Consider the following 24705-nt stretch of genomic DNA (forward strand, 5'->3'; position numbering starts at 1 on the left):
CTCCTAGTTGAGGTACTGACAGGTGGAGCGCGGGGTGTAGACGCCGTGCCCGGCGTGGCCCGTGTACTCCCGCTCGGTGACGACGGGCACCCCGCGCGACAGCACGGTCTCGACCCGTCCGGTGACCCGCTTGCCCTCGTACGCCGAGTAGTCGACGTTCATGTGCTGGGTCTCGACGGACATCACCTGCTCGGCCGCCGGGTCGTAGATCACCACGTCGGCGTCGGCGCCCGGGGCGATGGTGCCCTTCTTCGGGTACAGGCCGAACATCCGCGCCGGACTGGCACAGGCGATCTCGATCCAGCGGCGGCGCGAGATGCGCCCGTCCACGACGGCCTGGTGCAGCAGGTCCATCCGGTTCTCCACCCCCGGCAGTCCGTTGGGGATCTTGGAGAAGTCGCCGCGGCCCAGGTCCTTCTGCCCGGTGAAACAGAAGGGGCAGTGGTCGGTGGAGACGACCTGGAGGTCGTTGGTGCGCAGGCCCTGCCAGAGCATCGCCTGGTGCTCCCGCGGGCGCAGGGGCGTCGAGCACACGTACTTCGCGCCCTCGAAGTCCGGCTCGGCGAGGTTGTCGGTGGACAGGAACAGGTACTGCGGGCAGGTCTCGCCGAACACGTTGAGCCCCTGGTCGCGGGCGCGGGCGAGTTCGGCGACCGCCTCCATCGCCGAGACGTGCACCACGTACAGCGGCGCGCCGGCGACCTGGGCGAGCCGGATCGCCCGGTGGGTGGCCTCCGCCTCAAGGAGCGCCTTGCGAACCTCGCCGTGGTAGCGGGGGTCGGTCTCACCACGGGCCAGGGCCTGTTCCACGAGGACGTCGATCGCGATGCCGTTCTCGGCGTGCATCATGATCAGGCCGCCGTTCTCGGCGGAGCGCTGCATCGCGCGCAGGATCTGGCCGTCGTCGCTGTAGAAGACACCGGGGTAGGCCATGAACTGCTTGAAGGAGGTGACGCCCTCCTCCACCAGCAGGTCCATCTCCTTGAGCGTCTCCTGGTTCACGTCGGAGACGATCATGTGGAAGCCGTAGTCGATGGCGCAGTTGCCCTCGGCCTTCTGGTGCCAGGTGTCGAGGCCCTCGCGCAGGCTCTTCCCGACGGACTGGACGGCGAAGTCCACGATCGTGGTGGTGCCGCCCCAGGCGGCGGCCCTGGTGCCGGTCTCGAAGGTGTCCGACGCGAAGGTGCCGCCGAAGGGGAGTTCCATGTGGGTGTGGGCGTCCACGCCACCCGGGATGACGTACTTGCCGGTGGCGTCGATGGTGCGGTCTGCCTGCCAGGCGGCCGCGGTGGGGGTGCCGGTTGCCGCGAGGGCGGCGATTCTTGTGTCCTCGATGAGGACGTCCGCGTGGAGTTCGTCGGAGGCGGTGATGACCAGGCCGCCGCGGATGAGTGTGCGGGTGCTCATGTCTGGGTCGCTCCTGAGAGTGGGTGCGTGCGGGTTGTGGGAGTTGCTCGCGCAGTTCCCCGCGCCCCTGGCGGCGTTGCCCTCAGGGCGCTGTCAACGGACCGTAGGTGTTCGGCTCGCGGTCCCGGTAGAACTGCCAGCGGTCCCGGACTTCCCTCAGTTTGGCCAGGTCCAGGTCGCGGACGATCAGTTCGGGCTGCTTGTCGCTCGCGACCTCGCCGACGAACTGGGCCTCCGGGTCGACGAAGTACGACGTCCCGTAGAAGTCGTTGTCGCCGTACTCCTCGACCCCGACCCGGTTGATCGCGCCCACGAAGTACTCGTTGGCGACGGCCGCGGCCGGCTGTTCCAGCTGCCAGAGGTAGGCGGAGAGGCCCCGCGAGGTGGCCGACGGGTTGAAGACGAGTTCGGCGCCCGCGAGACCGAGAGCGCGCCAGCCCTCGGGGAAGTGGCGGTCGTAGCAGATGTAGACGCCGATCCTGCCGACGGCGGTGTCGAAGACCGGCCAGCCGGAGTTGCCCGGGCGGAAGTAGAACTTCTCCCAGAAGCCCTGGACCTGCGGGATGTGGGTCTTGCGGTACTTGCCGAGGTAGGAGCCGTCCGCGTCGATGACGGCGGCGGTGTTGTAGAGGACCCCGGGCTGCTCCTCCTCGTACATCGGCAGGACGAGGACGAGGCCCAACTCCCGGGCCAGTTCCTGGAACCGGCGGACGATCGGGCCTTCCGGGATCTGTTCGGCGTACTCGTAGAAGGCCTTGTCCTGGACCTGGCAGAAGTACGGTCCGTAGAACAGCTCCTGGAAGCAGAGGACTTGGGCGCCCTGCGCGGCGGCGTCGCGGGCCGCCTGCTCGTGGGCCTGGATCATCGATTCCTTGTCGCCGGTCCACGCGGTCTGGAAGACGGCGGCACGGATCACTCGGCTCATCGGGACCTCCGGTAGCTCGGTGTCCGGTGAGCCTAGGAAGCCGGGGAGTCGTCGTTGAGTGGCACGGTGTCACGCCTGAGGGGCACCTGCGTGCCACCGTGTCACCCTGCGCCCGCGCCATGTTTCACCGCCGTTCTCCCAGGTCGTCGCATGTTTCACCCCTGTTGCGCGTCGTGCGCGAGGAGTGCGATGTGCACCGAGGCCGCCTGCTCGAAGTCGTCGAGGTCGACGCCGAGCCTGGTCTGTATCGCCTCCAGACGGCGGTAGAGGGCGGGCCGGGAGACATGGTGGAGCTGGGCGGTGCGCGACTTGTTGCGGCCGGTGGCGAGATAGGTGCGCAGTACGGCGAGCAGGTCGTCGTCGCTCGCGCGCAGCAGCCCGTCCAACTCCCGTTCCGCGAAGGACTGGACGTACGGGTCGTCGCGAAGCAGCCGGATCAGGCCGCGCAGATGGACGTCCCTGAGCCGGACCACGTCGGGCAGGTCCAGGACCGTGGACGAGTCGGCCACGGCGTCCGCCACGTGCTGGGCCTCGCGCAGGCCCGCGGGGACGTCGTCCCAGTCGGTGCGCGCGTCCGCGGCGGCGACGACGGTCCCCGAGCCGGCCCGCACCCGGGACGCGAAGTGGGCGGTGAGCGCCACGGCGTCCTGGTCGCGGGGCAGGCTGAGCAGCACGGCGGTGGCCCCGTCGACGAGTTCGGCGGCGATCCCGGGCAGCCCCAACAGGCGCAGCACGCGGTCGAGTTGGCCGGGGGTCCGGTCGCGGACGACGAGCGGGACGAAGGTGCGCCGGTTGACCGGCAGCCCGGCGGCGCGGGCCCGGGGCAGCAGCTGCCTGGCCGGGACGACTCCGCTCACCAGGTCCGTCAGCAGGCCCTGCGCCGACTGCTCCTCCCAACTGCCCGCCGTGCCGCCCAGCATGCGGTGCAGGACGATGGCCTCGGCGGCGCGGTCGGCGAGCAGCCGTCCGGTGGCGGTGTCGCCGCGGTGTCCGCAGAGCACGATCCGGCCCCAGCGCTCACCGCGGCCGCCGAGTTCGGCGCGGATCCAGCCGGTGCCCTCGCTGCCGCCGGCCTGCCGGGAGATGCGTTCCCAGTCGCGCAGCACGTCGTCGACGGCAGGGCGCTCCCCCGCCGTGGCGAGGACGCGGTGCGCGAGGTTGGTGACGACGACGGGGCAGGCGCTGTGCCGGGCCACCTCGTCGAGGAGCCGTTGCAGCGGGGCGCCCGCGGTGATGAGAGCGGTGAGTTCGGTGCGTACGGACTCGGAGAGGCTGACGGCGGCGAACTTCCGCCGCACCAGCCGGGACTGGACCTCTTCGGTGAGCTGGGCGAAGGGGAAGGGCCGGTGCAGGACGACCATGGGCAGCCCGCACCGCTCGGCGACCCGGCGCATCGCGTCCGGGGTGGCCGGGAAGGCGCGGCCGAGGCCGAGGACCACGGCCGCCGCCTCCGCGCGGTGCAACGACCGTACGTACTCGGCCTGTTTGTCCTCGTCGCCGGCGAGCAGCACGCCCGTGGTGAGGACCATCTCGCCGCCGGTGAGCATCACTCCGACGTCGGCGGCCTCGGCGACGTGCACCCAGCGCACCGGCCGGTCGAGGCGGGCCGCGCCCGCCACCACCTCGGGCTCCCCGGCGAGGACCCGTTCCAGGGCGAGGACCTGTCGGACGGACAGGGCCGGCTCCGGCGGCTCCCAGGAGTCCAGGGCGGTGGTCATGGCGCGTCCCCTTGCTGTGGCGTTACCGGCCGCTCCGCAGAGCGCGTTCGAGGATGGCGGCGCCCTCCTCGGCCTCCGCGACCGTCAGCGACAGCGGTGGCGCGATCCGCAGGGCGCTGGTGTTGTGGCCGCCGCCCTTGCCGATCAGCAGCCCGTCGGCGCGGGCCGCCTCAAGGACGGCCACCGCGGCCTCGGGGTCGGCCTCGTCGGTGCCGGGCCTGACCAGTTCGATGCCGATCATCAGCCCGCGCCCACGTACCTCCCGTACGCCCGGGTGCTGGGCGGTGATGGCCCGCAGCCGTTCGATGAGCAGGCCGCCGACCCGGCGGGCGTTGCCCTGGAGGTCGTGTTCCAGCAGGTGGGTGAGGTTGGCGAGGCCCGCGGCCATGGTGATCTGGGTGCCGCCGAAGGTGGAGATGCTGTTGGCGTCGAGGCAGTTCATGATCTCGCCGCGGGCGATCACCCCGCCGACGGACGAGCCGTTGCCGAGGCCCTTGGCGAAGGTGACGATGTCCGGCGGGCCGCTGCGGGCGTGTGCCTGCCAGCCCCAGAAGTGCTCGCCGGTGCGGCCCCAGCCGGTCTGCACCTCGTCGGAGATCCACAGGATGCCGCGCTCGTGCAGTACCTCGCGGAAGGCGGCGTAGAGGCCGTCGGGCGGGGAGGTGAAGCCGCCGACGCCCTGGATCGGCTCGGCGATCAGCGCGGCGGGCGGCCGGGTGTGGCCGAGCAGGTCCTTGAGGTCGTCGACACAGGCCGCGATGAACTCGTCGTCACTGAGCGCCGCGTAGGGGCCGCGGGTGCGGACGCCGCCGTGGACGTAGAGCGTCTGGAGCGGGGACAGCGAGGTCGGTGACCAGCCGCGGTTGCCGGTGATGGAGACGGAGCTGAAGGAGCGGCCGTGGTAGCTGTTGCGCATGGCCAGGATCGTGTTCGCGCGCCGGTAGGTGGTGGCGAGCAGCAGCGCGGTGTCGTTGGCCTCGGTGCCGGAGGTGGTGAAGAAGACGCGGGCGTCGGGGATGCCGCTCAACTGGGCGACGCGCTCGGCGAGTTCGACCATCGGCCGGTTGAGGTAGAGGGTCGAGGAGTGCAGGATCCGCCCGGCCTGTTCGCTCACCGCCTTGGTGACCTCGGGCAGCGCGTGCGCGGTCATGGTGGTGAGGATGCCGCCGAAGAAGTCGAGGTAGCGGTTGCCCTGCGCGTCGAAGACGTGGCGGCCCTCGCCATGGGTGATCTCCAGCGGGTCTTCGTAGTAGAGGGTGAGCCAGTCGGGAAGCACCGCGCGGTGGCGGCCGAGCAGGTCCTTGGTCACGGTTGTACCAGCCCTTCGTAGGCGTCGGGGCGGCGGTCGCGGTAGAAGGCCCACTGCTGCCGCACCTCTTCGATCAGGTCGAAGTCGAGGTCGCGGACGACGAGTTCCTCCTTCGTGTCGCTTGCGGCCTCACCCACGAACTGCCCACGCGGGTCCACGAAATAGCTTGTGCCGTAGAAGTCGTTGTCGCCGTACTCCTCCTGGCCGACCCTGTTGATGGCGGCGACGAAGTACTCGTTGGCGACGGCGGCGGCCGGCTGTTCAAGTTTCCACAGGTACGACGAGAGCCCGCGCGAGGTCGCGGACGGGTTGTAGACCAACTGGGCGCCGTTGAGTCCGAGTTGCCGCCAGCCCTCGGGGAAGTGCCGGTCGTAGCAGATGTAGACGCCGATCCTGCCGACGGCGGTGTCGAAGACCGGCCAGCCGGCGTTGCCGGGCTTGAAGTAGTACTTCTCCCAGAAGCCCCTGACCTGCGGGATGTGGTGCTTGCGGTACTTGCCGAGGTAGGAGCCGTCGGCGTCGATCACGGCCGCGGTGTTGTAGTAGAACCCGGACTGCTCGACCTCGAAGACCGGGACGACGATCACCATGCCGGTCTCCCGGGCGAGTTCCCGCATCCGGCGCACGGTGGGCCCGTCGGGCACCGGCTCGGCCCACCGGTAGTGCTCCGGCTCCTGCACCTGGCAGAAGTAGGGCGCGTTGAAGACTTCCTGGAACCCGATCACCCGGGCGCCCTGCCCGGCGGCCGCACGGGCGTGTTCCTCGTGTTTCGCCAGCATGGACTCGGTGTCGCCGGTCCAGGTCGCCTGGACCAGAGCTGCGCGGACGACGTTCGCCATGAGCTGCTCCTTCGACGGGACGTCAGCCTCTACGCCCGTAGAGCGGGCGGTAGGGGCACGAACGTATGCCCCCGTGAGGGCCTTGCCAAGACCATTGTCGTCAACCCGCGGTGTCGGCGGTGTTTCGCACTCCGGTGGGTGATCGACGCCGGTCGAGGTCGTGTCCGCGAAGTCCCGTCGTCCGCCGGAGGGCGGAGCAGGCGGGACTTCGCGGACGCGGCCTAGCCGCGGTCACGCGCTGAAACCGGCCACTCTCAGGGCGTGGACCAGGTCCCAGTACCGCTCCTCGGAGACGTCTCGCGCGGCCTCCAGCAGCAACGGTACGAGTGTCGGCGGGTCCGCCGCGACACTGCGGGCGGCCTCTTCGGGGGTGCGGACGCGGACGTACGCGTCGAGCAGCGCGGTGACCTCGCGTGCGCGGCCGTCGGCGGCCAGTGCCCGTACGGCCTCTCCTATCTCACCGGCGGGCCGGGCGACGCCCTCCCGCAGGATCCGCTGCCCGTCGGCGGTCCGCCCGGCCGCGACCAGCGCGTCGGACGCGGCCACCAGCCGGTCGGCGGGCAGCGAGGCGGCCTCCCACAGCAGGGTCGCCCAGTCCGCGCCGAGCCCGGCCCGCTCCAGCTCACCGGCGAGCGCCGGGAACCGTGCGGCGGGCCAGTACGCCACCTCGACGAGCAGCGCGTGCGCCTCGCCGGTGCGCCCCTCGCGCCGCAGCCGCACCAGCGCTCCCACGGTCGCCACGACCTCCCGCCGCGCGTCGCCGTCCGTCTGCTCCCCCTGCGGCTCCGCCACCGGCGCGGGCTCTTGCGCGGCCCCGGCGAACCGCGCGCCACGCGGGGTGCCGGACCCGCCGGTCCGGGGCGCGGGGACGGTGGGCACCACGCTCTCCGGTACGGCTTCGGGGGCGGCGTCGGCGTCGGGCATCCCGGCGAACCGGGCACTGCCCCGGCGGCGCTTGCGCTGCTTCGGGGTGCGGTGGCGCGGGTCGGGGACGGCGTCGGCCACGCGTGCCGCAAGGTCCGCCGCTTCCGCCTCCGCCTCCGCCGCTTCCGCCTCCGCCGCTGCCTCGGCCTCCGCGGACCGCCTCAACTCATCGATCCGACGGCGGAGTTCCGCGGTGCGGGCGGTGGCGCGTTCGTGGTCGTCGCGGGCCCAGGCGAGGTCGAGCCGGAGGGCGTCGGCCTGGTCGCGGGTCGTGGCGGTGCCGAGGACCCGGCCCAGTTCGGCGAGGCGCTCGGCGGCGTACCGCTGCTCGCGGAGCATGGCGTCCAGCCGCCGGACGAGGGCGTCGCGGGCGCCGGGCAGGGCGTCGTACGCGGTGAGGGCGGCGGCGTGCAGCGGCCGGGCCCGGTCGCGCTCACGGGCGGCGGCCTCGGGACCGTAGGCGGCGGTCAGGTCCTGGAGGACGGCCTCGACCACGTCCCAGGGCGGCACCTCACGCCCGTCGAGACAGGCCCGCATGCCGTCCGGGTCGCGCTGCCAGAACACACCGCACCACCCGGCGCGCTGATCGAGGCGCGCCAGCAGTCCGCTGAGGTGGTTCCCGAACTCCCGCACCTGCCCCGGGAGTTGTTCCACGGCCATCGCGCAACCCCCGAAGGATCGAAGCACTCAGGCCGTAGCAAACACCAGCCGTGTTACGGGGCGGCTACGGGGAGTTTGCGATGCGAACGCGGAAACCTCCCGGGGGCGCCCGGACGTCTCCTACGCCACCGCCGGGACCGGGGCGATCGCGCACCGGACCGCCACGTCGTCCATGGACAGCCCGAGGGCGCCGGCGAGGGCCGCCACGGTGAAGAACGCCGGCGTCGGCGCCCGGCCCGTCTCGATCTTGCGCAGCGTCTCCGGGGAGATACCGGCGCTCGCCGCGATCTCCGCCATGCTGCGGTCGCCGCGCGCCGTACGCAGCAGCCGGCCGAGCCGCTCGCCGCGTTCGCGCTCTTCTGGGGTCAAGGGGGTGCGCACCATGACCCCATACTAATACCGGTATAGTAATTGGCATGGTTGAGCTGAAGACAGACACATCGATCGACGCCATGTACGCCGCCGGCCAGGTCGTCGGGCGTGCCCTGACGGCCGCCCGCGAGGCCGCCCACGTGGGCGTTTCCCTGCTGGAGCTGGACGAGGTGGCGCGCGGGGTACTGCGCGACGCGGGCGCGGACTCGCCGTTCCTGGGCTACCGGCCGGCGTTCGCGCCGACCCCGTTCCCGGCGGTCCTGTGCACCTCGGTGAACGACGCGATCGTGCACGGCGTCCCGACCCCCTACCGGCTGCGCGAGGGCGACCTGGTCTCCCTGGACTTCGGGGCGGAACTGGACGGCTGGGTGGGCGACTCGGCGCTCAGTTTTGTGGTGGGCCGGGGCAGCCCGGAGGATCTGCGGCTGGTCGAGACGGCCGAGCGGGCGCTGGCGGCGGGGATCGAGGCGGCGGTGGTCGGCAACCGGATCGGCGACATCGCCCACGCGATCGGCACGGTGTGCCGCGAGGCCGGGTACGGCATCCCGGACGGCTTCGGCGGCCACGGCATCGGCCGCCGTATGCACGAGGACCCGGGGGTCCCGAACGAGGGCCGCCCCGGCCGCGGTATGAAACTCCGCCGCGGGATGGCCCTGGCGATCGAGCCCATGCTGATCGCCTCCGGCCGCGACGACTGGCACACGGCCCCCGACGGCTGGACCCTCAAAACCAACGACGCCTCCCGGGCGGCCCACGCGGAACACACCATCGCCATCACGGACGCGGGCCCAAGAATCCTGACAGCAAGGCAAGCCGTGTGAGGGTGCGCCGCTGAGAAACGGCCGGGCAACGCCGAGAAGGGGCGCGGGGAACTGCGCGACGAGCCCCCACCGGCCCGCGCCCGAACGACGGCCTTTCCAGGGGCGCGGGGAACTGCGCGAACAGCCACAACGCACCCGCACCCACCGCCGACGGCAAGCCCCTCCCCCGAACGGGCGTACCCCCAGGAACCGTGCGAAAGTAACAAAAGGCACGCGCCCCATCGTGGAAGGGACCTGCCATGACCAGCGGCTACCCCCCGGAGGGCAACGGCTTCCCCCAGGACGGCGACCCGTTCGGAGAATTCCTGGCCCGCTTCTTCGGCGGCCCCCGCCCCGGCCCCCGCCGAATCGACATAGGCCGCCTCCTCAGCCAACCGGCCAGGGACCTCGTACGCGGCGCCGCCCAGTACGCCGCCGAACACGGCAGCCGGGACCTCGACACCGAGCACCTCCTCAGGGCGGCCCTCTCGGCGGAGCCGACCCGCAGTCTGCTCAGCCGCTCCGGCGCCGACCCCGACTCCCTCGCCTCGGAGATCGACGAGCGGTCGGGCCCCGCCCAGCTCCCGCAGGGCACCGCCGCCCCGTCGCCGACCTCGCTCTCGCTCACGCCGGCCGTGAAACGCGCCCTGCTGGACGCCCACGACCTGGCGCGGGCGAGCGGCGCCGGCAACATCCGCCCGGAGCACGTGCTCACCGCCCTCGCCGCCAACCCGGACTCCGCGGCCGGGCACATCCTGAACGCGGCCCGCTACGCCCCGGACGGTTTCGCGCCCGAGCTGCCGGAGACCGCCCCGTCCCGTACGGACCGGCCCCGGGCGACCTCGACGCCGACCCTCGACAAGTACGGCCGCGATCTCACCGAGCTGGCCCGGCAGGGCCGTATCGACCCGGTGATCGGCCGGGACGAGGAGATCGAGCAGACCATCGAGGTGCTGTCCCGGCGCGGCAAGAACAACCCGGTGCTCATCGGGGACGCGGGTGTCGGCAAGACGGCGATCGTGGAGGGGCTGGCCCAGCGGATCGCGGACGGTGACGTGCCGGACATCCTGGCCGGGCGCCGGGTCGTGGCGCTCGATCTGACGGGTGTGGTCGCGGGCACCCGTTTCCGCGGCGACTTCGAGGAGCGCCTCACCAGCATCGTCGGCGAGATCACCGCGCACTCCGACGAGTTGATCGTCTTCATCGACGAGCTGCACACCGTCGTCGGCGCGGGCTCGGGCGGCGAGGGCGGCGGCGCGATGGACGCCGGCAACATCCTCAAACCGGCCCTGGCCCGCGGCGAGTTGCACATCGTGGGCGCGACCACGCTGGAGGAGTACCGCAGGATCGAGAAGGACGCGGCGCTGGCCCGCCGGTTCCAGCCGATCCTGGTGCCCGAGCCGACCACCGCCGACGCGCTGGAGATCCTGCGCGGCCTGCGGGACCGCTACGAGGCCCACCACCAGGTCCGCTACACGGACGAGGCGCTCGACGCCGCCGTCGAACTGTCCGACCGCTACGTCACCGACCGCCGGCTCCCCGACAAGGCGATCGACCTCATCGACCAGGCGGGCGCGCGGGTACGGCTGCGCTCGCGCACCAAGGGCTCGGACGTACGGGCCATGGAGCGCGAGGCCGAGCAGCTGACCCGGGACAAGGACCAGGCGGTCACGGACGAGAGGTACGAGGAGGCCACCCGGCTGCGCGACCGGCTCGGCGAGCTGAAGGCGCGGATCGCGCGGGCCGGCGGCGACGGCGAGGTCGACGAGGGACAGCATCTGGAGGTGACCGCGGAGGCCGTCGCGGAGGTGGTGTCCCGGCTGACCGGCGTCCCGGTGAGCCGCCTCACCGAGGAGGAGAAGGACCGGCTGCTCGGCCTCGCGGACCATCTGCACCAGCGGGTGGTGGGCCAGGACGAGGCGGTACGGGTCGTCTCCGACGCGGTGCTGCGTTCGCGCGCCGGGCTGGCCAGTCCGGACCGGCCGATCGGCAGCTTCCTGTTCCTCGGCCCGACCGGGGTCGGCAAGACGGAGCTGGCGCGGGCGCTCGCGGAGGCGCTGTTCGGCAGCGAGGACCGGATGGTGCGGCTCGACATGAGCGAGTACCAGGAACGGCACACCGTCAGCCGCCTGGTGGGCGCGCCGCCCGGGTACGTCGGCCACGAGGAGGCGGGCCAGCTCACGGAGACGGTCCGCAGGTACCCGTACTCCCTGCTGCTCCTCGACGAGGTGGAGAAGGCGCATCCGGACGTCTTCAACATCCTGCTCCAGGTGCTGGACGACGGGCGGCTGACGGACGCGCAGGGGCGGACGGTCGACTTCACCAACACGGTGATCGTGATGACCAGCAACCTCGGGTCGGAGGCGATCACGCGGCGGGGCGCGGGGATCGGGTTCGGTACGGGTGGGGCCGAGGCGGACGAGGAGGCGCGGCGGGAGCAGGTCATGCGGCCGCTGCGGGAGCACTTCCGGCCGGAGTTCCTCAACCGGATCGACGAGATCGTGGTCTTCCGGCAGCTGACCCCCGAGCAGCTGCACCGCATCACGGACCTGCTGCTCGAGCGCACCCGGCGGCTGATGCACGCGCAGGACATCGCGGTGGAGTTCACGCCGGCGGCGGTGGACTGGCTGTCACGGCAGGGCTATCAGCCGGAGTACGGGGCGCGGCCGTTGCGCCGCACGATCCAGCGCGAGGTCGACAACCACCTCTCCCGCCTCCTCCTGGACGGCCGCCTGCCCCCCGGCACCCGGGTGAGGGTGGACGCAACACCCACCACCCTCACCTTCCACCCGGAACACCCGTAACAACGGGGCACGATTGCCCGCGGCTAGCTGAAGAGGCTTTGAGGGGCGCGGGGAACTGCGCGACGAGCCCCCACCGGCCCGCGGCCGAACGACGACCTCTTCAGGGGCGCGGGGAACTGCGCGAACTGCCTCAACCCACCCGCACCCGGAGACTCACCGCGACGGCCGCACCACCATCGCCGACCCTCCACCCCTCCGCACGGTCTCCGCCGCGGCAACCCACTTGCCCCCCGACAGCCGCTGCACGGCAGTCGCCGCCCCGATCTCGGGATTCACCCGGAACGAATGCCCGATCCCCTCCAACGCCCCCCGCAGGGACCCGTCGTACAGCCCGGGCTCAAGCTCCGTCACCGCGGCGTTCCGCTGACTCGCCCGCGGCGCGGCGATCGCGTCGACCAGCGGCAGCCCCCGGTCCAGGAACCCGGTGAGCGTCTGAAGCACGGTGGTGATGATGGTCGCGCCACCCGGCGACCCCAGCGCCACCACGGGCTTGTCGTGCCCGTCGAGCACGATCGTCGGCGACATCGACGAGCGGGGCCGCTTGCCCGGCCCCGGCAGGTTCGGGTCGTGGACGGCCGGGTTGGCCGGCGCGAAGGAGAAGTCGGTCAGCTCGTTGTTGAGGAGGAACCCGCGCCCCGGCACGGTGATCCCGCTGCCGCCGGTCTGCTCGATGGTGAGCGTGTAGGCGACGACGTTGCCCCACTTGTCGGCCACCGTCAGATGCGTGGTGTCCTCGCCCTCGTACGTCGTCGGCGCGGCCGTCCCGCCGCCCGCGCACCCGGCGGGACGACGGGGATCCCCGGGCGCCAGCGGGCTGGTGAGCACCGCGTCGTCCTTGATCAGGCATTCACGCGAGTCGGCGTACCGCTGCGAGAGCAGTTCCCTCGTCGGTACGTCCTCGAAGGCGGGGTCGCCGACCCAGCGCCCGCGGTCCGCGAACGCGATCCGGCCGGCCTCGATGTACCGGTGCAGGTACTCGACGTCGCTCGCCTTGGAAAGGTCGGTCCGCTCAAGGATGTTGAGGGCCTCGGCGACGGTGGTGCCGCCGGAGGAGGACGGTGCCATGCCGTACACGTCGAGGCCGCGGTAGGACGTCTTCGTGGGCGCCTGGAGCTTGGCGCGGTAGCTCTTCAGGTCCTTACCGGTGAGGTCGCCGGGGCGGGCGTTCCAGCCGGAGGCGGGGTCGACGGGCGGCTCGTTGACGGTGTCGACGATGTCGTCGGCGAGGTCGCCGCGGTAGAGCTCGCCGACGCCCTTGCGGGCGAGTTCGGCGTAGGTGCGGGCGAGGTCGGGGTTCTTGAGCGTGGTGCCGACGACGGGGAGCTCGCCGCCGGGCAGGAACAGGTCGACGGTGTCGGGGAAGTGGCGGAAGCGGGACTCGTTGGCGGCGGTCTGGGAGCGGAAGGTCTCGTCGACGGTGAAGCCGTCGCGGGCGATCCGCTCGGCGGGCCGCAGTACGGTGCCGAGCCGCTTGGTGCCCCACTTGTCGAGGGCGGTCTGCCAGGTGGCGGGGGTACCGGGGGTCCCGACGGAGAGGCCGCTGGTGACCGCGTCGTTGAACGGGATCGGTTTGCCGTTCTCCAGGAACAGGTCGGAGCCGGCGCTCAGCGGTGCGGTCTCGCGGCCGTCGACGGTGTGCACCGTACGGGACCTGGCGTCGTAGTAGACGAAGTAGCCGCCTCCGCCGATGCCCGCGGAGTAGGGCTCGGTGACGCCGAGCGCGGCGGCCGTGGCGACGGCGGCGTCCACGGCGTTGCCGCCGTTCTTCAGCACCTCGATGCCGGCGGCCGAGGCGTCCGCGTCGACGCTGGACACGGCACCGCCGTGGCCGACGGCGACGGGGACCTTCTCGGCCGGCTCGGTCCGCGCGCCGGGCGGCGCGGCGGCGCCCACCGTGACGACGGCGGCCGAGACCGCCAGGACCGACAGTTTCCGCACGACAGGGCGACGCATGCGACCTCCAGTCAGGGACCGTCCGCGCAGCCTAGTAGACGGACATGCTCGCGTCAGGACCACACACCCCGGTCCTGCCTCTCCGGACCCCCGCCCGACGCACGCACGGGCTTCGAACACGATTTCCCTCGGCCCGCTACCATGCGCGCCCATGACTGACGACGTGCGCAACATCGTTCTCGCCGTGCTGGCGGTCGCCCTGGGCGCGGCGCTCGGCTGGCTGGTCCGCAGCTATCTCTGGAAGCGCAGGCTCCGCCGCAAGCAGGCCTTCTTCGGGCTGCCCGCCAACTCCGAGTCGCTGCTGGTGGTGAACCGGGACGCGGGCGGGCCCGAGCTGACGGTGACCCGGCACGACGTCTTCGCGCTGCTGGAACTCTCGGCGCTGATCAAGGACTGCAACGCGTCCGCGCAGATCGTCGCGCACGACGCGGCGCAGCAGGGGTTCGGGGAGCGCACGGAGTTCTGCGTCGGCGGGCCGGCGTCGAATCGCCGTATGACCGCCCATCTGGCGTCCCTGCTGCCGGGGGTGCGGGTCAACGTGGACGCGGAGCCGGGCCCGGACCGGGGCGCGTTCCAGATCGGCAGCGAGCGCTACCGGCTGGAGCCGGGGCGCAGCGAGTACGTGATACTCGCGCGGCTGACGGCGGGTCAGCGCGGTGACGTGCGGCCGGTGTTCCTCTTCTGCGGTCAGCGCGCGATCACCAACCAGGCCGCGACCCGCTACCTGGCCCGCAACCACGAACGGCTCACCCGCAAGCACAGCGGCAGTTCCTTCGTACTGCTGCTGAAGGTGGTCAACTCCCAGGCGTACGGCCCCGACGTGGTCGAACTGGTCGCGGACGTGACGAAGGCCGCGCAGGCCCCGCTGCCGACGGCGGCCCTGGAGACGACCACGGCCGCGACCCGCTCGACCCACCGCGCGAAGTCGTGACCCCGGGTCCGGGCACAGTTGAATCCTCGATTGTTACCCCCACGTAACTTACCGACGGGTTACCTACGGTAAGAGCGTGAGGTTACCGTCGGGTCACTTTCCACTTACACGAGTGAGGAGTGGCCCGTGGGACACCGTCGCAACGCCCTGCGCACCACCGCCGTGGGCGCCGTCTCCGCGACCCTGGTCGCCGGAAGCGCCCTCGGAATCGCCCCCACCGCCCAGGCCGCGCCCGGCCCCGTCCGCTTCGTCGACATCACCGGCGACGGCGGTGTCACCCTGAAGGCCAACGTCATCACGCCCGCCGGCGCCGAGCGCACCGCGCGCCACCCCCTGATCGTGCTCCCCACGAGCTGGGGCCTGCCCCAGGTGGAGTACCTCGCGCAGGCCCGGAAACTCGCCGACTCCGGTTATGTCGTGGTCAGTTACAACGTCCGCGGCTTCTGGCAGTCCGGCGGGGAGATCGAGGTCGCCGGGCCGCCCGACTGGGCCGACGCGTCCAGGGTGATCGACTGGGCGCTCGCCAACACCCCGTCCGACCCGGGGCACATCGGCATGGGCGGTGTCTCGTACGGCGCCGGGATCAGTCTGCTCGCCGCCGCGCACGACCCGCGAATCAAGGCCGTCGCCGCGCTCAGCGGCTGGGCCGACCTCATCGACTCCATCTACTCGGGCCGCACCCAGCACGTCCAGGCCGGCGCCCTGCTCAACGGCGCGGGGGTGCTCACCGGCCGGCCGAGCGCCGAACTCCAGCAGGTGTTCGAGGACTTCTTCGCCTCGAACCTGGAGAAGGAACCGGAGCTGATCGCCTGGGGGAAGAAACGTTCACCCGCGTCCTACCTGGACCGGATCAACGACCACGGCACCGCGGTGATGCTCGCCAACGCCTGGGGCGACACCATCTTCCCGCCCAACCAGTACGCCGGCTTCTACGAGAAGCTGACCGTCCCCAAGCGGCTCCAGCTGCGCCCCGGCGACCACGCGACCGCCGAGGCGACCGGCCTGTTCGGGCTGCCCAACGACGTCTGGACCGACACCGCGCGCTGGTTCGACCACTACCTCAAGGGCGCGGACAACGGCGTCGACCGGGAACAGCCGGTCCGGCTCAAGCCCCGCACGTCCGGCGGCTACGAGACCTACCCGGACTGGAAGTCGGTGGCGGCGACCGAGCGCAAGATCGCCCTCGGCGGCTCGACCACGATCCGCACCAACGTCAACTCGGGCGCGGATGGCGGAGTCGTCTTCCTGTCCAGCCTGCTCGACCAGATCGCCCACGTGCCCCCGACGGCGTCGATCCCGCTGCTGCCCCGCCGCTGGGCCGCCGTATGGCAGTCGGAGCGGTACGCCACCCCCCAACAGGTGCGCGGCACGGCCCGGTTGCACACCACGGTCACTCCGACCGGGGCGAGCGGAACCCTCGTCGCGTACCTCTACGACGTGGGCCCGCTCGGCCTCGGCAAGCTGGTCAGCAACGCGCCGTACACCTTCCACGGACGGACGCCCGGAAAGCCGTTCGGTCTCGACCTGGAGCTGTTCTCCACGGCCTACGACGTCCCGGCAGGGCATCGGCTCGCCCTGGTCGTCGACACGGTCGACCCGCTCTACATCGAGCACAACCCGTCCGGCGCGCGGCTGACCTTCTCCTCGCCGGCGAACGACCCGTCGTACGTGTCGGTTCCGCTGCGCGAACAGTGATCACCGGCCGCTGCCGGTCGGGTCTGGCTCGGGGACTGGCATCTGCTGGGTCCTGACACGGCCCAGGTCGTGTCCGCGAAGTCCCGTCGTCCGCCCGGAGGGCGGGCCACGTGGCGTCCGGTGCGTGCTCTCGGCGTGCCGGACGGAGACCCACGTACTGGACGTACTGGACGTACTCGGCGGGACTTCGCGGACCCGGCCCGGGGTCCGTGCGGAGACCTCCCGCCCGGCAGCGGCGTGCCCGGTTCCGCGCCGGTCCGGCGCCGGCGCGCGGTCGCGGGCGGGGTGCCCCGCGCCGGCGGCACGGCCGGGCGCACGCGGAGGGAAGGGAACATGGCGGCCTCCCCGTCAGTGCTTGAGGATCTTGGAGAGGAAGTCCCGGGCGCGCTCGCTCTCCGGGGCGGTGAAGAACTCCTCGGGGCTGCGGTCCTCGACGATCCGGCCGTCGGCCATGAAGACGACGCGGTTGGCGGCGGAGCGGGCGAAGCCCATCTCGTGGGTGACGACGACCATGGTCATGCCCTCGCTCGCGAGCTGGCGCATGACCTCCAGGACCTCGTTGATCATCTCCGGGTCGAGGGCCGAGGTCGGCTCGTCGAAGAGCAGCGCCTTGGGCTCCATGGCCAGGGCGCGGGCGATGGCCACACGCTGCTGCTGGCCGCCGGAGAGCTGGGCGGGGTACTTGTCCGCCTGGTCGGCGAGACCGACGCGGTCGAGCAGCCGCCGGGAGTGCTGGTCGGCGTCGTCCTTCTTACGGCCGCGGACCTTTACCTGACCGAGTGAGATGTTCTGGAGAACGGTCTTGTGCGCGAAGAGGTTGAACGACTGGAAGACCATGCCGACGTCGGCCCGCAGCCGGGCGAGCGCCTTGCCCTCCTCCGGGAGCGGCTTGCCGTCGAGGAGGATCGTGCCGGACCTGATGGGCTCGAGCCGGTTGACGGCGCGGCACAGCGTCGACTTCCCCGACCCCGACGGGCCGATGACCACAACCACCTCCCCCTTGCCGACGGTGAGGTTGATGTCCTGTAGGACATGCAGCTCTCCGAAGTACTTGTTGACGTCACGCAGCTCGATCAAAGGATCGATGGCCATACGCAGCCCTACTCACTCTCAGCTGTGTCGTGGTTGCCGCAAACTATCCACACAAGAACGGACTTAAGTCACGACACGCACTTTTCGGTCAAAAGCCGTATTTAACTCGACCTTCAGGCCAGAGGCTCACTGTTCCGCCTGCTGTCCGAGCCCGGGCGCCTCACGTCTCGGCGACCTCCGCGTACAGCTGCGACAGTTCGGGCACCCCGCTGCTGGCCCATTCCCGGCCCGCGGCGACCACGTCGAACTCCCGTCCCGAGGCGAGCCGTACCACCGGCTGGCCGCTCGGCCAGATCTCCCAGGCCGCGCCCTCGACCGTACGCACGATGACCGTACCGAGGTAGAGGCCGGCGTCGTTGCCCAGCCAGGGCAGGGTCTCCTCGTCGTCGCGCCAGCGCGGCACCAACTGGTCCAGCGCCTCCAGGGACTCCGCCGAGTCGTCGAGCCGGACCCCCGCCTCGGCGGCCTGGGAGCGCAGCAGTTCGCACTCGGCCAGCAGATCGCTGATCCCGGCGGGATCCCGTCGTCCCTCACTCGAGTCCACGGCGACTCCGGCGTCGGTCTGGCGCTTACGGTGTCTGCCGCTGAGAAAAGGGATGTTCATACCTCCAGCGTGTCATTCGCACCCGCGTGCGCACCACAGGCGCGCGGACCTTGGCGTCCGGTCGATTTCACGCGGGCCTGGGGCATGGCGCGTTGACGCGTTCGCGTCGGATGCCTAGCTTCGCGGTGCGTCAGTCGTACCGGCGGCGCGGGGGCCGGTTCCCAGATCTTCGGGAGGGTCGGGTTGGTACGCCCAGGTGTTCGGGGAATCGCGGTGGTGCTGATGCTGATCGGCTCACTGGTGCCGGTGACGTCCGCGCAGGCCGGAGACGGGGACGCGGCCGTGCCGCTGCCGCTGGAGCTGCTGTTCGACAACTCGGCGGTCAGCGACGACGCCCGGCCCGCCGACGCCGACTTCGACGGCACCGGTGCCTCGCTGTCGGCGCAGGACCTCACGGCCGCGGGCTGGACGCCGGGTGCCGCGCTCACCGTGCAGGGGGCCCGGCTGACCTGGCCGTCGCGGGCGCCGGGCATGCCGGACAACGTGACCGCCGACGGCCAGTCCGTGCTGGTGTCGGGCCGGGGGGACGCGCTCGCGTTCCTGGTCGCCGGCACGGACGGCGCCGACGTGACCGGCTCCGGCGTCGTCTCGTACGCGGACGGCTCGGTCGCCCCGTACTCCCTCACCGCGCCCGACTGGCGCACCGGCCCGCTCGCCACCAAGGCCGTGGCCCTGCCGCACATCAACACCACCGGTGGTCAACTCGCCGAGAAGGCGCGGCTGTACGTCGTCACCGTGCCGCTGGCCGCGGACCGTGACGTCGTCTCGGTACGGCTGCCGCAGGCGCCCGGCCTGCATGTGTTCGCGCTGTCGGTGCGGGCCGCCACCACCGGCTGGACCGGCACCTGGGCCGCCGCGCCCTCCGGTCAGCCGGCCGTCGGCCCGTGGACGGACCGCACACTGCGGCTTGTGGTGCACACCTCGGCCGGCGGGAGCCGGGTGCGGCTGCGGTTCGACAACACGTTCGCGAGCGCGCCCGCCCGGATCGGGCGGGCGACGGTGGCCGTGCAGGCGGAGGGCGCCGCCGCGCGGGAGACACCGCTGCCGGTGACCTTCCAGGGGGCGACGGGCGTCACGATCCCCGCGGGGACCCAGGCGCACAGCGATCCGCTGGCCTTCGCCGTGCCCGGGAACAGCAATCTGCTGGTCAGCTTCCATCTGCCGGGGACCGTGAGCGCGGCGTCCGTGCACCGGCTCGCCATGCAGCAGTCGTACGTCAGCGGCGCGGGCGACCGCGCGGCCGACGGGTCGGCGGCCTCGTACACGTCGACGATCACCAACTGGCCGCTGCTGACGGGTGTGGACGTGAGCGGCGGTCCCGGCTCGGTGGTCCTGCTCGGCGACTCGATCACCGACGGGGACCGGTCCACGGTCGACGCCAACCGGCGCTGGCCCGACGCGCTGGCCGACCGGCTGCTCGCCCAGCGCGCGGTCCCGCACTACGGCGTCCTCAACCAGGGCATCGCGGGCAACCGTGTGGGCAGCGACCGCTATCCCGGGGACGGGATCTCCGCCGAGGCGTCCGGTGTCAGCGCGCTTCACCGGCTCGACCGCGATGTGTTCGCACAGACGTCCGTGCGGACGGTCGTCGTCCTGCACGGCATCAACGACCTGCTGTCCGGCGGGACCGCGGCGGCGGTGACCGAGGGACTGCGGGAGATCGCCGACCGGGCGCACGGGCGGGGACTGCGGGTACTGGGCGCGACCCTGCTGCCGTGCGGCGGCAGGGCGGGGTGCACGGAGGCCGTGGACGCCGGGCGGACCGCCGTCAACGAGTGGATCCGCGGCGCCGGTGTCTTCGACGAGGTGCTCGACCTCGACGCCGTGGTACGGGACCCGGAGCTGCCGGCGCGGATGCTGCCCGCGTACGACAGCGGGGACCATCTCCACCCCGGGGACGCGGGGTTGGCCGCGATGGCGGGAGCCGTGGACCTCTCCGTGCTGTGAACCCGGGCGGGCTCAGTCGCGCGGCACGTCCAGGTCGACGACGACCGGCGCGTGGTCCGAGGCGCCCTTGCCCTTGCGCTCCTCGCGGTCGACGTAGGAGTCGGTGACGGCCTTGGCGAACGGCTCGTTGCCGTAGACCAGGTCGATGCGCATGCCGCGGTTCTTGGGGAAGGCCAGCTGGCGGTAGTCCCAGTACGTGAACGGGTGGTCGTACTTCAGGGGGCGCGGGACGACGTCCTGGAGGCCCGCCTCGCGCAGGGAGGTGAGGGCGGCGCGCTCGGCGGGCGTGACATGGGTGAGGCCCTCGAACGCGGCCACGTCGAAGACGTCGTCGTCGGTCGGCGCCACGTTGTAGTCGCCGAGGACGGCGAAGGGGCGGCCGCCCTGGGCGTCGCCGGCGACGGCCGCGCGCAGGGCCTCGAACCACTGGAGCTTGTAGGCGTAGTGCGGGTGGTCCACCTCGCGGCCGTTCGGCACGTAGACCGACCAGACGCGGACCGGGCCGCAGGTGGCGGCGACGGCGCGGGGCTCCTGGACGCCGTCGTAGCCCGGGTCGCCGGGCAGGCCCTTGACGACGTCCTCCAGGCCCACGCGGGAGAGCACCGCCACGCCGTTCCACCGGCCGGTGGCGTGCACCGCCGCCTCGTAGCCCAGCTCGCGCAGCTGGTCGAAGGGGAACGCTTCCTCGGCGAGCTTGGCCTCCTGGAGGCAGAGCACGTCGGTGCCGCTGCTCTCCAGCCAGGCGAGCAGCCTCGGCAGGCGGGCGGTGATCGAGTTCACGTTCCAGGTCGCGATGCGCATGCCTGACAACCTACCGGGCGGGTCCGACAACGCGGCCCCGCCCGGGTCGGGCTCACAGTTCGGCGGAGGCTCCCGACGCGAGCCGCAGGTGCTCGGAGCCGCCGAGGTTGCCGAGGTGGGTGTCGTAGATCGGACGGGCGAGCTCGGTGAGCAGGGCGTCGTGGATGTCGTAGACGCGCTGCGGGGCGACCTCGCGGACGTACTCGATGACCTCGGAGATCTTGCTCCAGGGTGCCTGCACCGGGACGAGCAGCGTCTCCACGGGCTGCTCGGGAACGGTGAGGGCGTCGCCGGGGTGGAAGACCCGGCCGTCGTCGACGAGGAACCCGACGTTGGTGATGCGCGGCAGGTCCGGGTGGATCACCGCGTGCAGCTCGCCGTGGACCTGGACGTCGAATCCGGCGGCGGTGAAGGCGTCGCCGTGGCCGACGGTGTGCACCCGTCCCGGGAAGGCGGCCGAGAGCTTCTCCGCGACCGAGCCGAGCGTCCAGATCTCGGCCGCCGGATTCGCCTCCATCGCGGCCCTCAGGCGCCCCTCGTCGAAGTGGTCGGGATGCTCGTGCGTGACCAGCAGCGCGTCCGCCCCGCCGACGGCGTCCTCCTCGGTGAACCCACCCGGATCAAGCACAAGGGTGCGCCCACCCTTCTCCAGCCGAACACAGGAGTGCGACTTCTTCGTGAGCTTCATGCTCCCCATCCTGCCGCGCGCCTCAGGCGGTTGCGCGGGACGGGGCCGCCGCCGGGCTATTCCGCCGGGGTCGTCTCCTCGCGGATCACCTGTTGGGCGACCTTGAAGGCGCTGTTGGCGGCCGGGACTCCGCAGTAGACGGCGGCCTGGAGGAGGACCTCCTTGATCTCGGCGGGGGTGAGGCCGTTGCGCAGGGCGGCGCGGGTGTGGAAGGCGAGTTCGTCGAGGTGCCCCCCGGCGACCAGCGCGGTCATGGTGATGCAGCTTCTCGTACGGCGGTCCAGGCCCGGCCGGTCCCAGATCTCGCCCCACGCGTACCGGGTGACCAGCTCCTGGAAGTCGGCCGAGAAGTCGTCCGCCTGCGCGAGCGCCCGGTCCACGTGCGCGTCACCGAGCACCTCGCGACGGACCTTGATCCCGACGTCGTAGGGATCCGGCCGCCCCGCGTGCAGCGGCTGGGCCACGGCCGCGGCGATCTCCGCGACGGGCGCCATCGGGACCGGGGCGGTCAGGACCGGCTTGACGGGCGCCGCCGGGATCGCCACCTGACCGGTGTCGTGCGGGTGCTGCCACGCGGTGGAGAAGTGCCGGACCAGCAGGTCGGTGACGGCCGCCGGCTGTTCGACCGGCACCAGGTGCGACGCGCCGGGGACGACGGCGAGGCGGGCGTCCGGGATCCCCGCGACCAGGGTGCGGGCCTCCGCCGGGCCGGTCACCTGGTCGTCGGAGCCGACCAGGACCAGCGTCGGCACCCCGACGCGGCCCAGCTCGGGCCGTACGTCGAAGGTGGCGAGCGCCTCACAGGCGGCGATGTAGCAGCCGGGGTCGGTGGTGCGCACCATCTGCACGGCCCAGTCGGTGATCGCGGGCTGCGCGGCGGCGAACCCGCCGGTGAACCAGCGGTCCGGCGCGGTACGGGCGATGGGGTCGAGCCCGTTCGTCCGTACGATCACCCCGCGCTGGCGGAACTCGTCCGCCGTGCCGAACCGCGGTGACGCGGCGATCAGCGCGAGCGAGGCGAGCCGCTCCGGGTGGCGCAGCGCCAGCTCGACACCGACCGCGCCGCCCAGCGCGCAGCCCGCGTAGCCGAAGCGCTGGACACCGAGGGCGTCGAGCGTGGCGAGCAGCCGCGCGGTCAGCTCGGTGACCGAACCCGCCGGATAGGCGGGGGCACCACCGTGTCCGGGCAGGTCGAAGCGGAAGATCCGCCACTGCTCGGCAAGCTCCGGAACCTGCCGGTCCCACATGTGCCATGTAGTACCGAGCGACGGTCCCAAGATCAGGACGGGAGCGTCTTCCCGCCCGTCAAAACGGTATTGCAGGGGTCCAGAGGGTGTCTCACTCACGCCCTTCACTCTCTCATCTCTCACAATCTCTCACGACGGCATGGCCCTCGATGCTCGCAGACCCGTGCAAGCCGTCCCATCTCGTGTTGACTTCGCGAAGATCCTCTGCATTGTTCTTCACATCCCGCTTCTCGGGCACCCATTGCCCCACCCGGGAGCAGAAAGCAGAAAATTAAGGAAGCCCTAATTTTACGCGACCCGTCGGCCAAGTAATATGCATCGAAACCTCTCACAGGAGTTTCATATGAATGATGAAGGCCGGTCTGCGGGCCGTGCGCCGAACCGTAGACATGCGCTCGGACTCATCGGTTCAGGCGGAATGGGAGTCGCCGCCGCCTTGAGCGGTACGGGCGCCGCAGAGGCCGGTGAAGGTTCCGCCGCAAAATTGCGCGGGGGCGCCCCCGTCGTGCGAACCGGACAGGGTCGGCTTGAGGGTTTCACGGAATCGGGAACAAACAAGTTCCTGGGGGTTCCCTTCGCCCGGCCCCCCGTTGGCGAACTACGCTGGCAAGCCCCCCGTCGACCCGCGGCATGGTCCGGTGTGCGCAAAGCGCAGGCGTTCGGACCGGCGGCGTATCAGTCCGCGGTCCATCCGTCGTTCCGGACCGACCGCATGTCGGAGGACTGTCTCTATCTGAACGTCTGGACGAACAGTCTCTCGGAACACGCGCGGCAGCCGGTCGTGGTCTGGTTCCACGGCGGCGGCTACACCGGGGGCTCGGCCTCGGAGATGTTCACCGACGGGACCAACCTCGCGAAGCTCGGCGTCACTGTTGTCGCCCCCAACTATCGGCTGGGACCGTTCGGTTACCTCAACGATGACGAACTGGGCACCAACTTCGCCGTACTCGACAACGTGGCGGCGCTCCAGTGGGTGCACGACAACATTGAGGCGTTCGGCGGCGACCCCTCACGCGTGCTGGTCTTCGGCTACTCGGCCGGCGCCGGCGTCGTGCGCAACCTGCTGCGGTGCCCGCAGGCCAAGGGGCTGTTCCAGCGGTGCATGATCCAGAGTGTGGGCGGGGAACCGCCGGTGAGTACGCGGGTCTGGACACCCGAGCGTTCCCGCACGGCATCTCAGACGCTTTTGGAGAAGCTGGGCACGAAGGACCGGTCGGAACTGGCGAGGATTCCCAGCAGGGTCATCCATGAAACCGCGCTCACGGGGCCGGTGGTCCGGCCACCGGCGGGCGGCTTCCGTACGCCCCTGGACCTGGTGTGGATGCCGGTACCCGACGACAGGATCGTCATGGCGGACTCCTACCCCGCCTGGAGCCGCAACCTGCCGGTCGTGTTCTCGTCCTGCCAGAACGAGGCGCGTTACTTCATGGATGTCAACAAGGAGTACACGCCCGAAACACTGTCCGTCATGATCGACCATTTGGCAGGACCGAAGGCAGAGCAGGCTCGCAGGATCATAGATTCCGCGGGCAGCACCGAACTCGAAAGTCTCGACCGTCTCTTCACCACCGTGGTGTGGTGGGAGTCGGAATACGCGAGCCTGCGCCGTTTCCTGGAAGAAGGACGAACGCTGTATTCGTATCGCTTCCAACGGATCTCGCAGGGGCGAGAACAGAACAATCGTCTCGCGCTGCACGGCACCGACATTTTCTACCTGTTCGGCAACCTCCTCGACAACGAATTCTACGAGGGGGCTCCGTACGACGAAACCGATCGGCGAATTTCCCACGAAATGCAGCACGCTTTCGTCGAATTCGCCCGGACAGGCGTTCCGAAACGTGTCGATGGCGCGCGGTGGCCGAAATTCGGCGCGTCACGATCACTACAGACGGTGGTCGGCGACGAAGTCTCGTTCGCGCCCTACGACGTGGACCCGCTGATCGAGACTTTCTACAGCTTGCGTCAGCCGAACTGAAGATCTACGCGTGC

19 protein-coding genes are annotated in these 24705 nt (G+C 71.3%); 6 read left to right on the forward strand and 13 right to left on the reverse strand.

Annotated elements, in window-relative coordinates; genetic code table 11:
• Nucleotides 1–3: 3 nt before the first annotated feature.
• From hydA to ACIQAC_RS38510, 7 genes are all read right to left on the reverse strand, one after another.
• Entirely contained in the window at nt 4–1407 is a 1404-nt protein-coding gene (gene hydA, locus ACIQAC_RS38480; protein WP_402199940.1) for a dihydropyrimidinase, read from the reverse strand.
• 82 nt (nt 1408–1489) lie between these two features.
• A complete protein-coding gene (locus ACIQAC_RS38485; protein WP_402199942.1) occupies nt 1490–2332 on the reverse strand; it encodes a nitrilase-related carbon-nitrogen hydrolase in 843 nt (280 codons plus the stop codon).
• Between the two features lie 155 nt (nt 2333–2487).
• Nucleotides 2488–4050, reverse strand: coding sequence for a PucR family transcriptional regulator (locus ACIQAC_RS38490; RefSeq protein ID WP_402199945.1), 1563 nt, complete (start codon nt 4048–4050; stop codon nt 2488–2490).
• A gap of 22 nt (nt 4051–4072) precedes the next feature.
• Complete coding sequence (locus tag ACIQAC_RS38495; protein ID WP_402199946.1) at nt 4073–5359, reverse strand: aspartate aminotransferase family protein; 1287 nt, start codon at nt 5357–5359, stop codon at nt 4073–4075.
• Nucleotides 5356–6198, reverse strand: coding sequence for a nitrilase-related carbon-nitrogen hydrolase (locus tag ACIQAC_RS38500; RefSeq protein WP_402199948.1), 843 nt, complete (start codon nt 6196–6198; stop codon nt 5356–5358). The genes ACIQAC_RS38495 and ACIQAC_RS38500 overlap by 4 nt, the downstream gene beginning before the upstream one ends.
• A gap of 231 nt (nt 6199–6429) precedes the next feature.
• Complete coding sequence (locus tag ACIQAC_RS38505) at nt 6430–7782, reverse strand: hypothetical protein (RefSeq protein WP_402199950.1); 1353 nt, start codon at nt 7780–7782, stop codon at nt 6430–6432.
• 120 nt (nt 7783–7902) lie between these two features.
• Nucleotides 7903–8166, reverse strand: coding sequence for a helix-turn-helix domain-containing protein (locus tag ACIQAC_RS38510; protein WP_402199952.1), 264 nt, complete (start codon nt 8164–8166; stop codon nt 7903–7905).
• Between the two features lie 32 nt (nt 8167–8198).
• On the opposite strand from ACIQAC_RS38510, the gene map reads away from it, so the two are divergent.
• Entirely contained in the window at nt 8199–8975 is a 777-nt protein-coding gene (gene map / locus ACIQAC_RS38515) for a type I methionyl aminopeptidase (RefSeq protein WP_402199953.1), read from the forward strand.
• Nucleotides 8976–9214: 239 nt separating this feature from the next.
• Complete coding sequence (locus tag ACIQAC_RS38520; protein WP_402199955.1) at nt 9215–11758, forward strand: ATP-dependent Clp protease ATP-binding subunit; 2544 nt, start codon at nt 9215–9217, stop codon at nt 11756–11758.
• 153 nt (nt 11759–11911) lie between these two features.
• On the opposite strand, the gene ggt is transcribed toward ACIQAC_RS38520, so the two are convergent.
• A complete protein-coding gene (ggt, locus tag ACIQAC_RS38525; protein WP_402199957.1) occupies nt 11912–13711 on the reverse strand; it encodes a gamma-glutamyltransferase in 1800 nt (599 codons plus the stop codon).
• A gap of 151 nt (nt 13712–13862) precedes the next feature.
• Here ggt and ACIQAC_RS38530 point away from each other — a divergent pair, with 151 nt between their 5' ends.
• Together ACIQAC_RS38530 and ACIQAC_RS38535 are read left to right on the forward strand one after the other, a co-directional pair.
• Entirely contained in the window at nt 13863–14642 is a 780-nt protein-coding gene (locus ACIQAC_RS38530; RefSeq protein WP_402199959.1) for a hypothetical protein, read from the forward strand.
• Between the two features lie 126 nt (nt 14643–14768).
• Nucleotides 14769–16337, forward strand: coding sequence for an alpha/beta fold hydrolase (locus ACIQAC_RS38535; RefSeq protein WP_402199961.1), 1569 nt, complete (start codon nt 14769–14771; stop codon nt 16335–16337).
• Between the two features lie 348 nt (nt 16338–16685).
• Here ACIQAC_RS38535 and ACIQAC_RS38540 read toward each other — a convergent pair whose 3' ends face one another.
• A complete protein-coding gene (locus ACIQAC_RS38540) occupies nt 16686–17429 on the reverse strand; it encodes an amino acid ABC transporter ATP-binding protein (protein ID WP_402199963.1) in 744 nt (247 codons plus the stop codon).
• 160 nt (nt 17430–17589) lie between these two features.
• Nucleotides 17590–18033, reverse strand: a complete 444-nt coding sequence (locus tag ACIQAC_RS38545; RefSeq protein WP_402199965.1) for a DUF6278 family protein — start codon at nt 18031–18033, stop codon at nt 17590–17592.
• Between the two features lie 222 nt (nt 18034–18255).
• Between ACIQAC_RS38545 and ACIQAC_RS38550 the strand changes: the two genes are divergently transcribed.
• Nucleotides 18256–19980, forward strand: a complete 1725-nt coding sequence (locus ACIQAC_RS38550) for an SGNH/GDSL hydrolase family protein (RefSeq protein WP_402200032.1) — start codon at nt 18256–18258, stop codon at nt 19978–19980.
• A gap of 12 nt (nt 19981–19992) precedes the next feature.
• On the opposite strand, the gene ACIQAC_RS38555 is transcribed toward ACIQAC_RS38550, so the two are convergent.
• The 3 genes from ACIQAC_RS38555 to pcaC are packed head-to-tail and all read right to left on the reverse strand — an operon-like array spanning nt 19993 to nt 22815.
• Nucleotides 19993–20781, reverse strand: coding sequence for an exodeoxyribonuclease III (locus tag ACIQAC_RS38555; protein ID WP_402199967.1), 789 nt, complete (start codon nt 20779–20781; stop codon nt 19993–19995).
• A 52-nt stretch (nt 20782–20833) separates the two neighbouring features.
• On the reverse strand, nt 20834–21469 hold the full coding sequence (locus tag ACIQAC_RS38560; RefSeq protein ID WP_402199969.1) for an MBL fold metallo-hydrolase: 636 nt from the start codon (nt 21467–21469) through the stop codon (nt 20834–20836).
• Nucleotides 21470–21525: 56 nt separating this feature from the next.
• On the reverse strand, nt 21526–22815 hold the full coding sequence (gene pcaC, locus ACIQAC_RS38565) for a 4-carboxymuconolactone decarboxylase (RefSeq protein ID WP_402199970.1): 1290 nt from the start codon (nt 22813–22815) through the stop codon (nt 21526–21528).
• Between the two features lie 319 nt (nt 22816–23134).
• Here pcaC and ACIQAC_RS38570 point away from each other — a divergent pair, with 319 nt between their 5' ends.
• Nucleotides 23135–24691: a carboxylesterase/lipase family protein gene (locus ACIQAC_RS38570; protein ID WP_402200034.1), complete on the forward strand. Its 1557-nt coding sequence runs from the start codon at nt 23135–23137 to the stop codon at nt 24689–24691.
• Nucleotides 24692–24705 lie beyond the last annotated feature (14 nt).

It is taken from the genome of Streptomyces sp. NPDC088387 (assembly GCF_044753385.1).
In the GTDB taxonomy this organism is placed as follows: domain Bacteria; phylum Actinomycetota; class Actinomycetes; order Streptomycetales; family Streptomycetaceae; genus Streptomyces.

Coding starts and splice junctions, on each gene's coding strand:
- hydA (WP_402199940.1), bottom strand. CDS start 1,407: ATGAGCACCCGCACACTCATCCGCGGCGGCCTGGTCATCACCGCCTCC.
- ACIQAC_RS38485 (WP_402199942.1), bottom strand. CDS start 2,332: ATGAGCCGAGTGATCCGTGCCGCCGTCTTCCAGACCGCGTGGACCGGC.
- ACIQAC_RS38490 (WP_402199945.1), bottom strand. CDS start 4,050: ATGACCACCGCCCTGGACTCCTGGGAGCCGCCGGAGCCGGCCCTGTCC.
- ACIQAC_RS38500 (WP_402199948.1), bottom strand. CDS start 6,198: ATGGCGAACGTCGTCCGCGCAGCTCTGGTCCAGGCGACCTGGACCGGC.
- ACIQAC_RS38505 (WP_402199950.1), bottom strand. CDS start 7,782: ATGGCCGTGGAACAACTCCCGGGGCAGGTGCGGGAGTTCGGGAACCAC.
- ACIQAC_RS38510 (WP_402199952.1), bottom strand. CDS start 8,166: ATGGTGCGCACCCCCTTGACCCCAGAAGAGCGCGAACGCGGCGAGCGG.
- map (WP_402199953.1), top strand. CDS start 8,199: ATGGTTGAGCTGAAGACAGACACATCGATCGACGCCATGTACGCCGCC.
- ACIQAC_RS38520 (WP_402199955.1), top strand. CDS start 9,215: ATGACCAGCGGCTACCCCCCGGAGGGCAACGGCTTCCCCCAGGACGGC.
- ggt (WP_402199957.1), bottom strand. CDS start 13,711: ATGCGTCGCCCTGTCGTGCGGAAACTGTCGGTCCTGGCGGTCTCGGCC.
- ACIQAC_RS38530 (WP_402199959.1), top strand. CDS start 13,863: ATGACTGACGACGTGCGCAACATCGTTCTCGCCGTGCTGGCGGTCGCC.
- ACIQAC_RS38540 (WP_402199963.1), bottom strand. CDS start 17,429: ATGGCCATCGATCCTTTGATCGAGCTGCGTGACGTCAACAAGTACTTC.
- ACIQAC_RS38545 (WP_402199965.1), bottom strand. CDS start 18,033: ATGAACATCCCTTTTCTCAGCGGCAGACACCGTAAGCGCCAGACCGAC.
- ACIQAC_RS38550 (WP_402200032.1), top strand. CDS start 18,256: ATGCTGATCGGCTCACTGGTGCCGGTGACGTCCGCGCAGGCCGGAGAC.
- ACIQAC_RS38555 (WP_402199967.1), bottom strand. CDS start 20,781: ATGCGCATCGCGACCTGGAACGTGAACTCGATCACCGCCCGCCTGCCG.
- ACIQAC_RS38560 (WP_402199969.1), bottom strand. CDS start 21,469: ATGAAGCTCACGAAGAAGTCGCACTCCTGTGTTCGGCTGGAGAAGGGT.
- ACIQAC_RS38570 (WP_402200034.1), top strand. CDS start 23,135: ATGGGAGTCGCCGCCGCCTTGAGCGGTACGGGCGCCGCAGAGGCCGGT.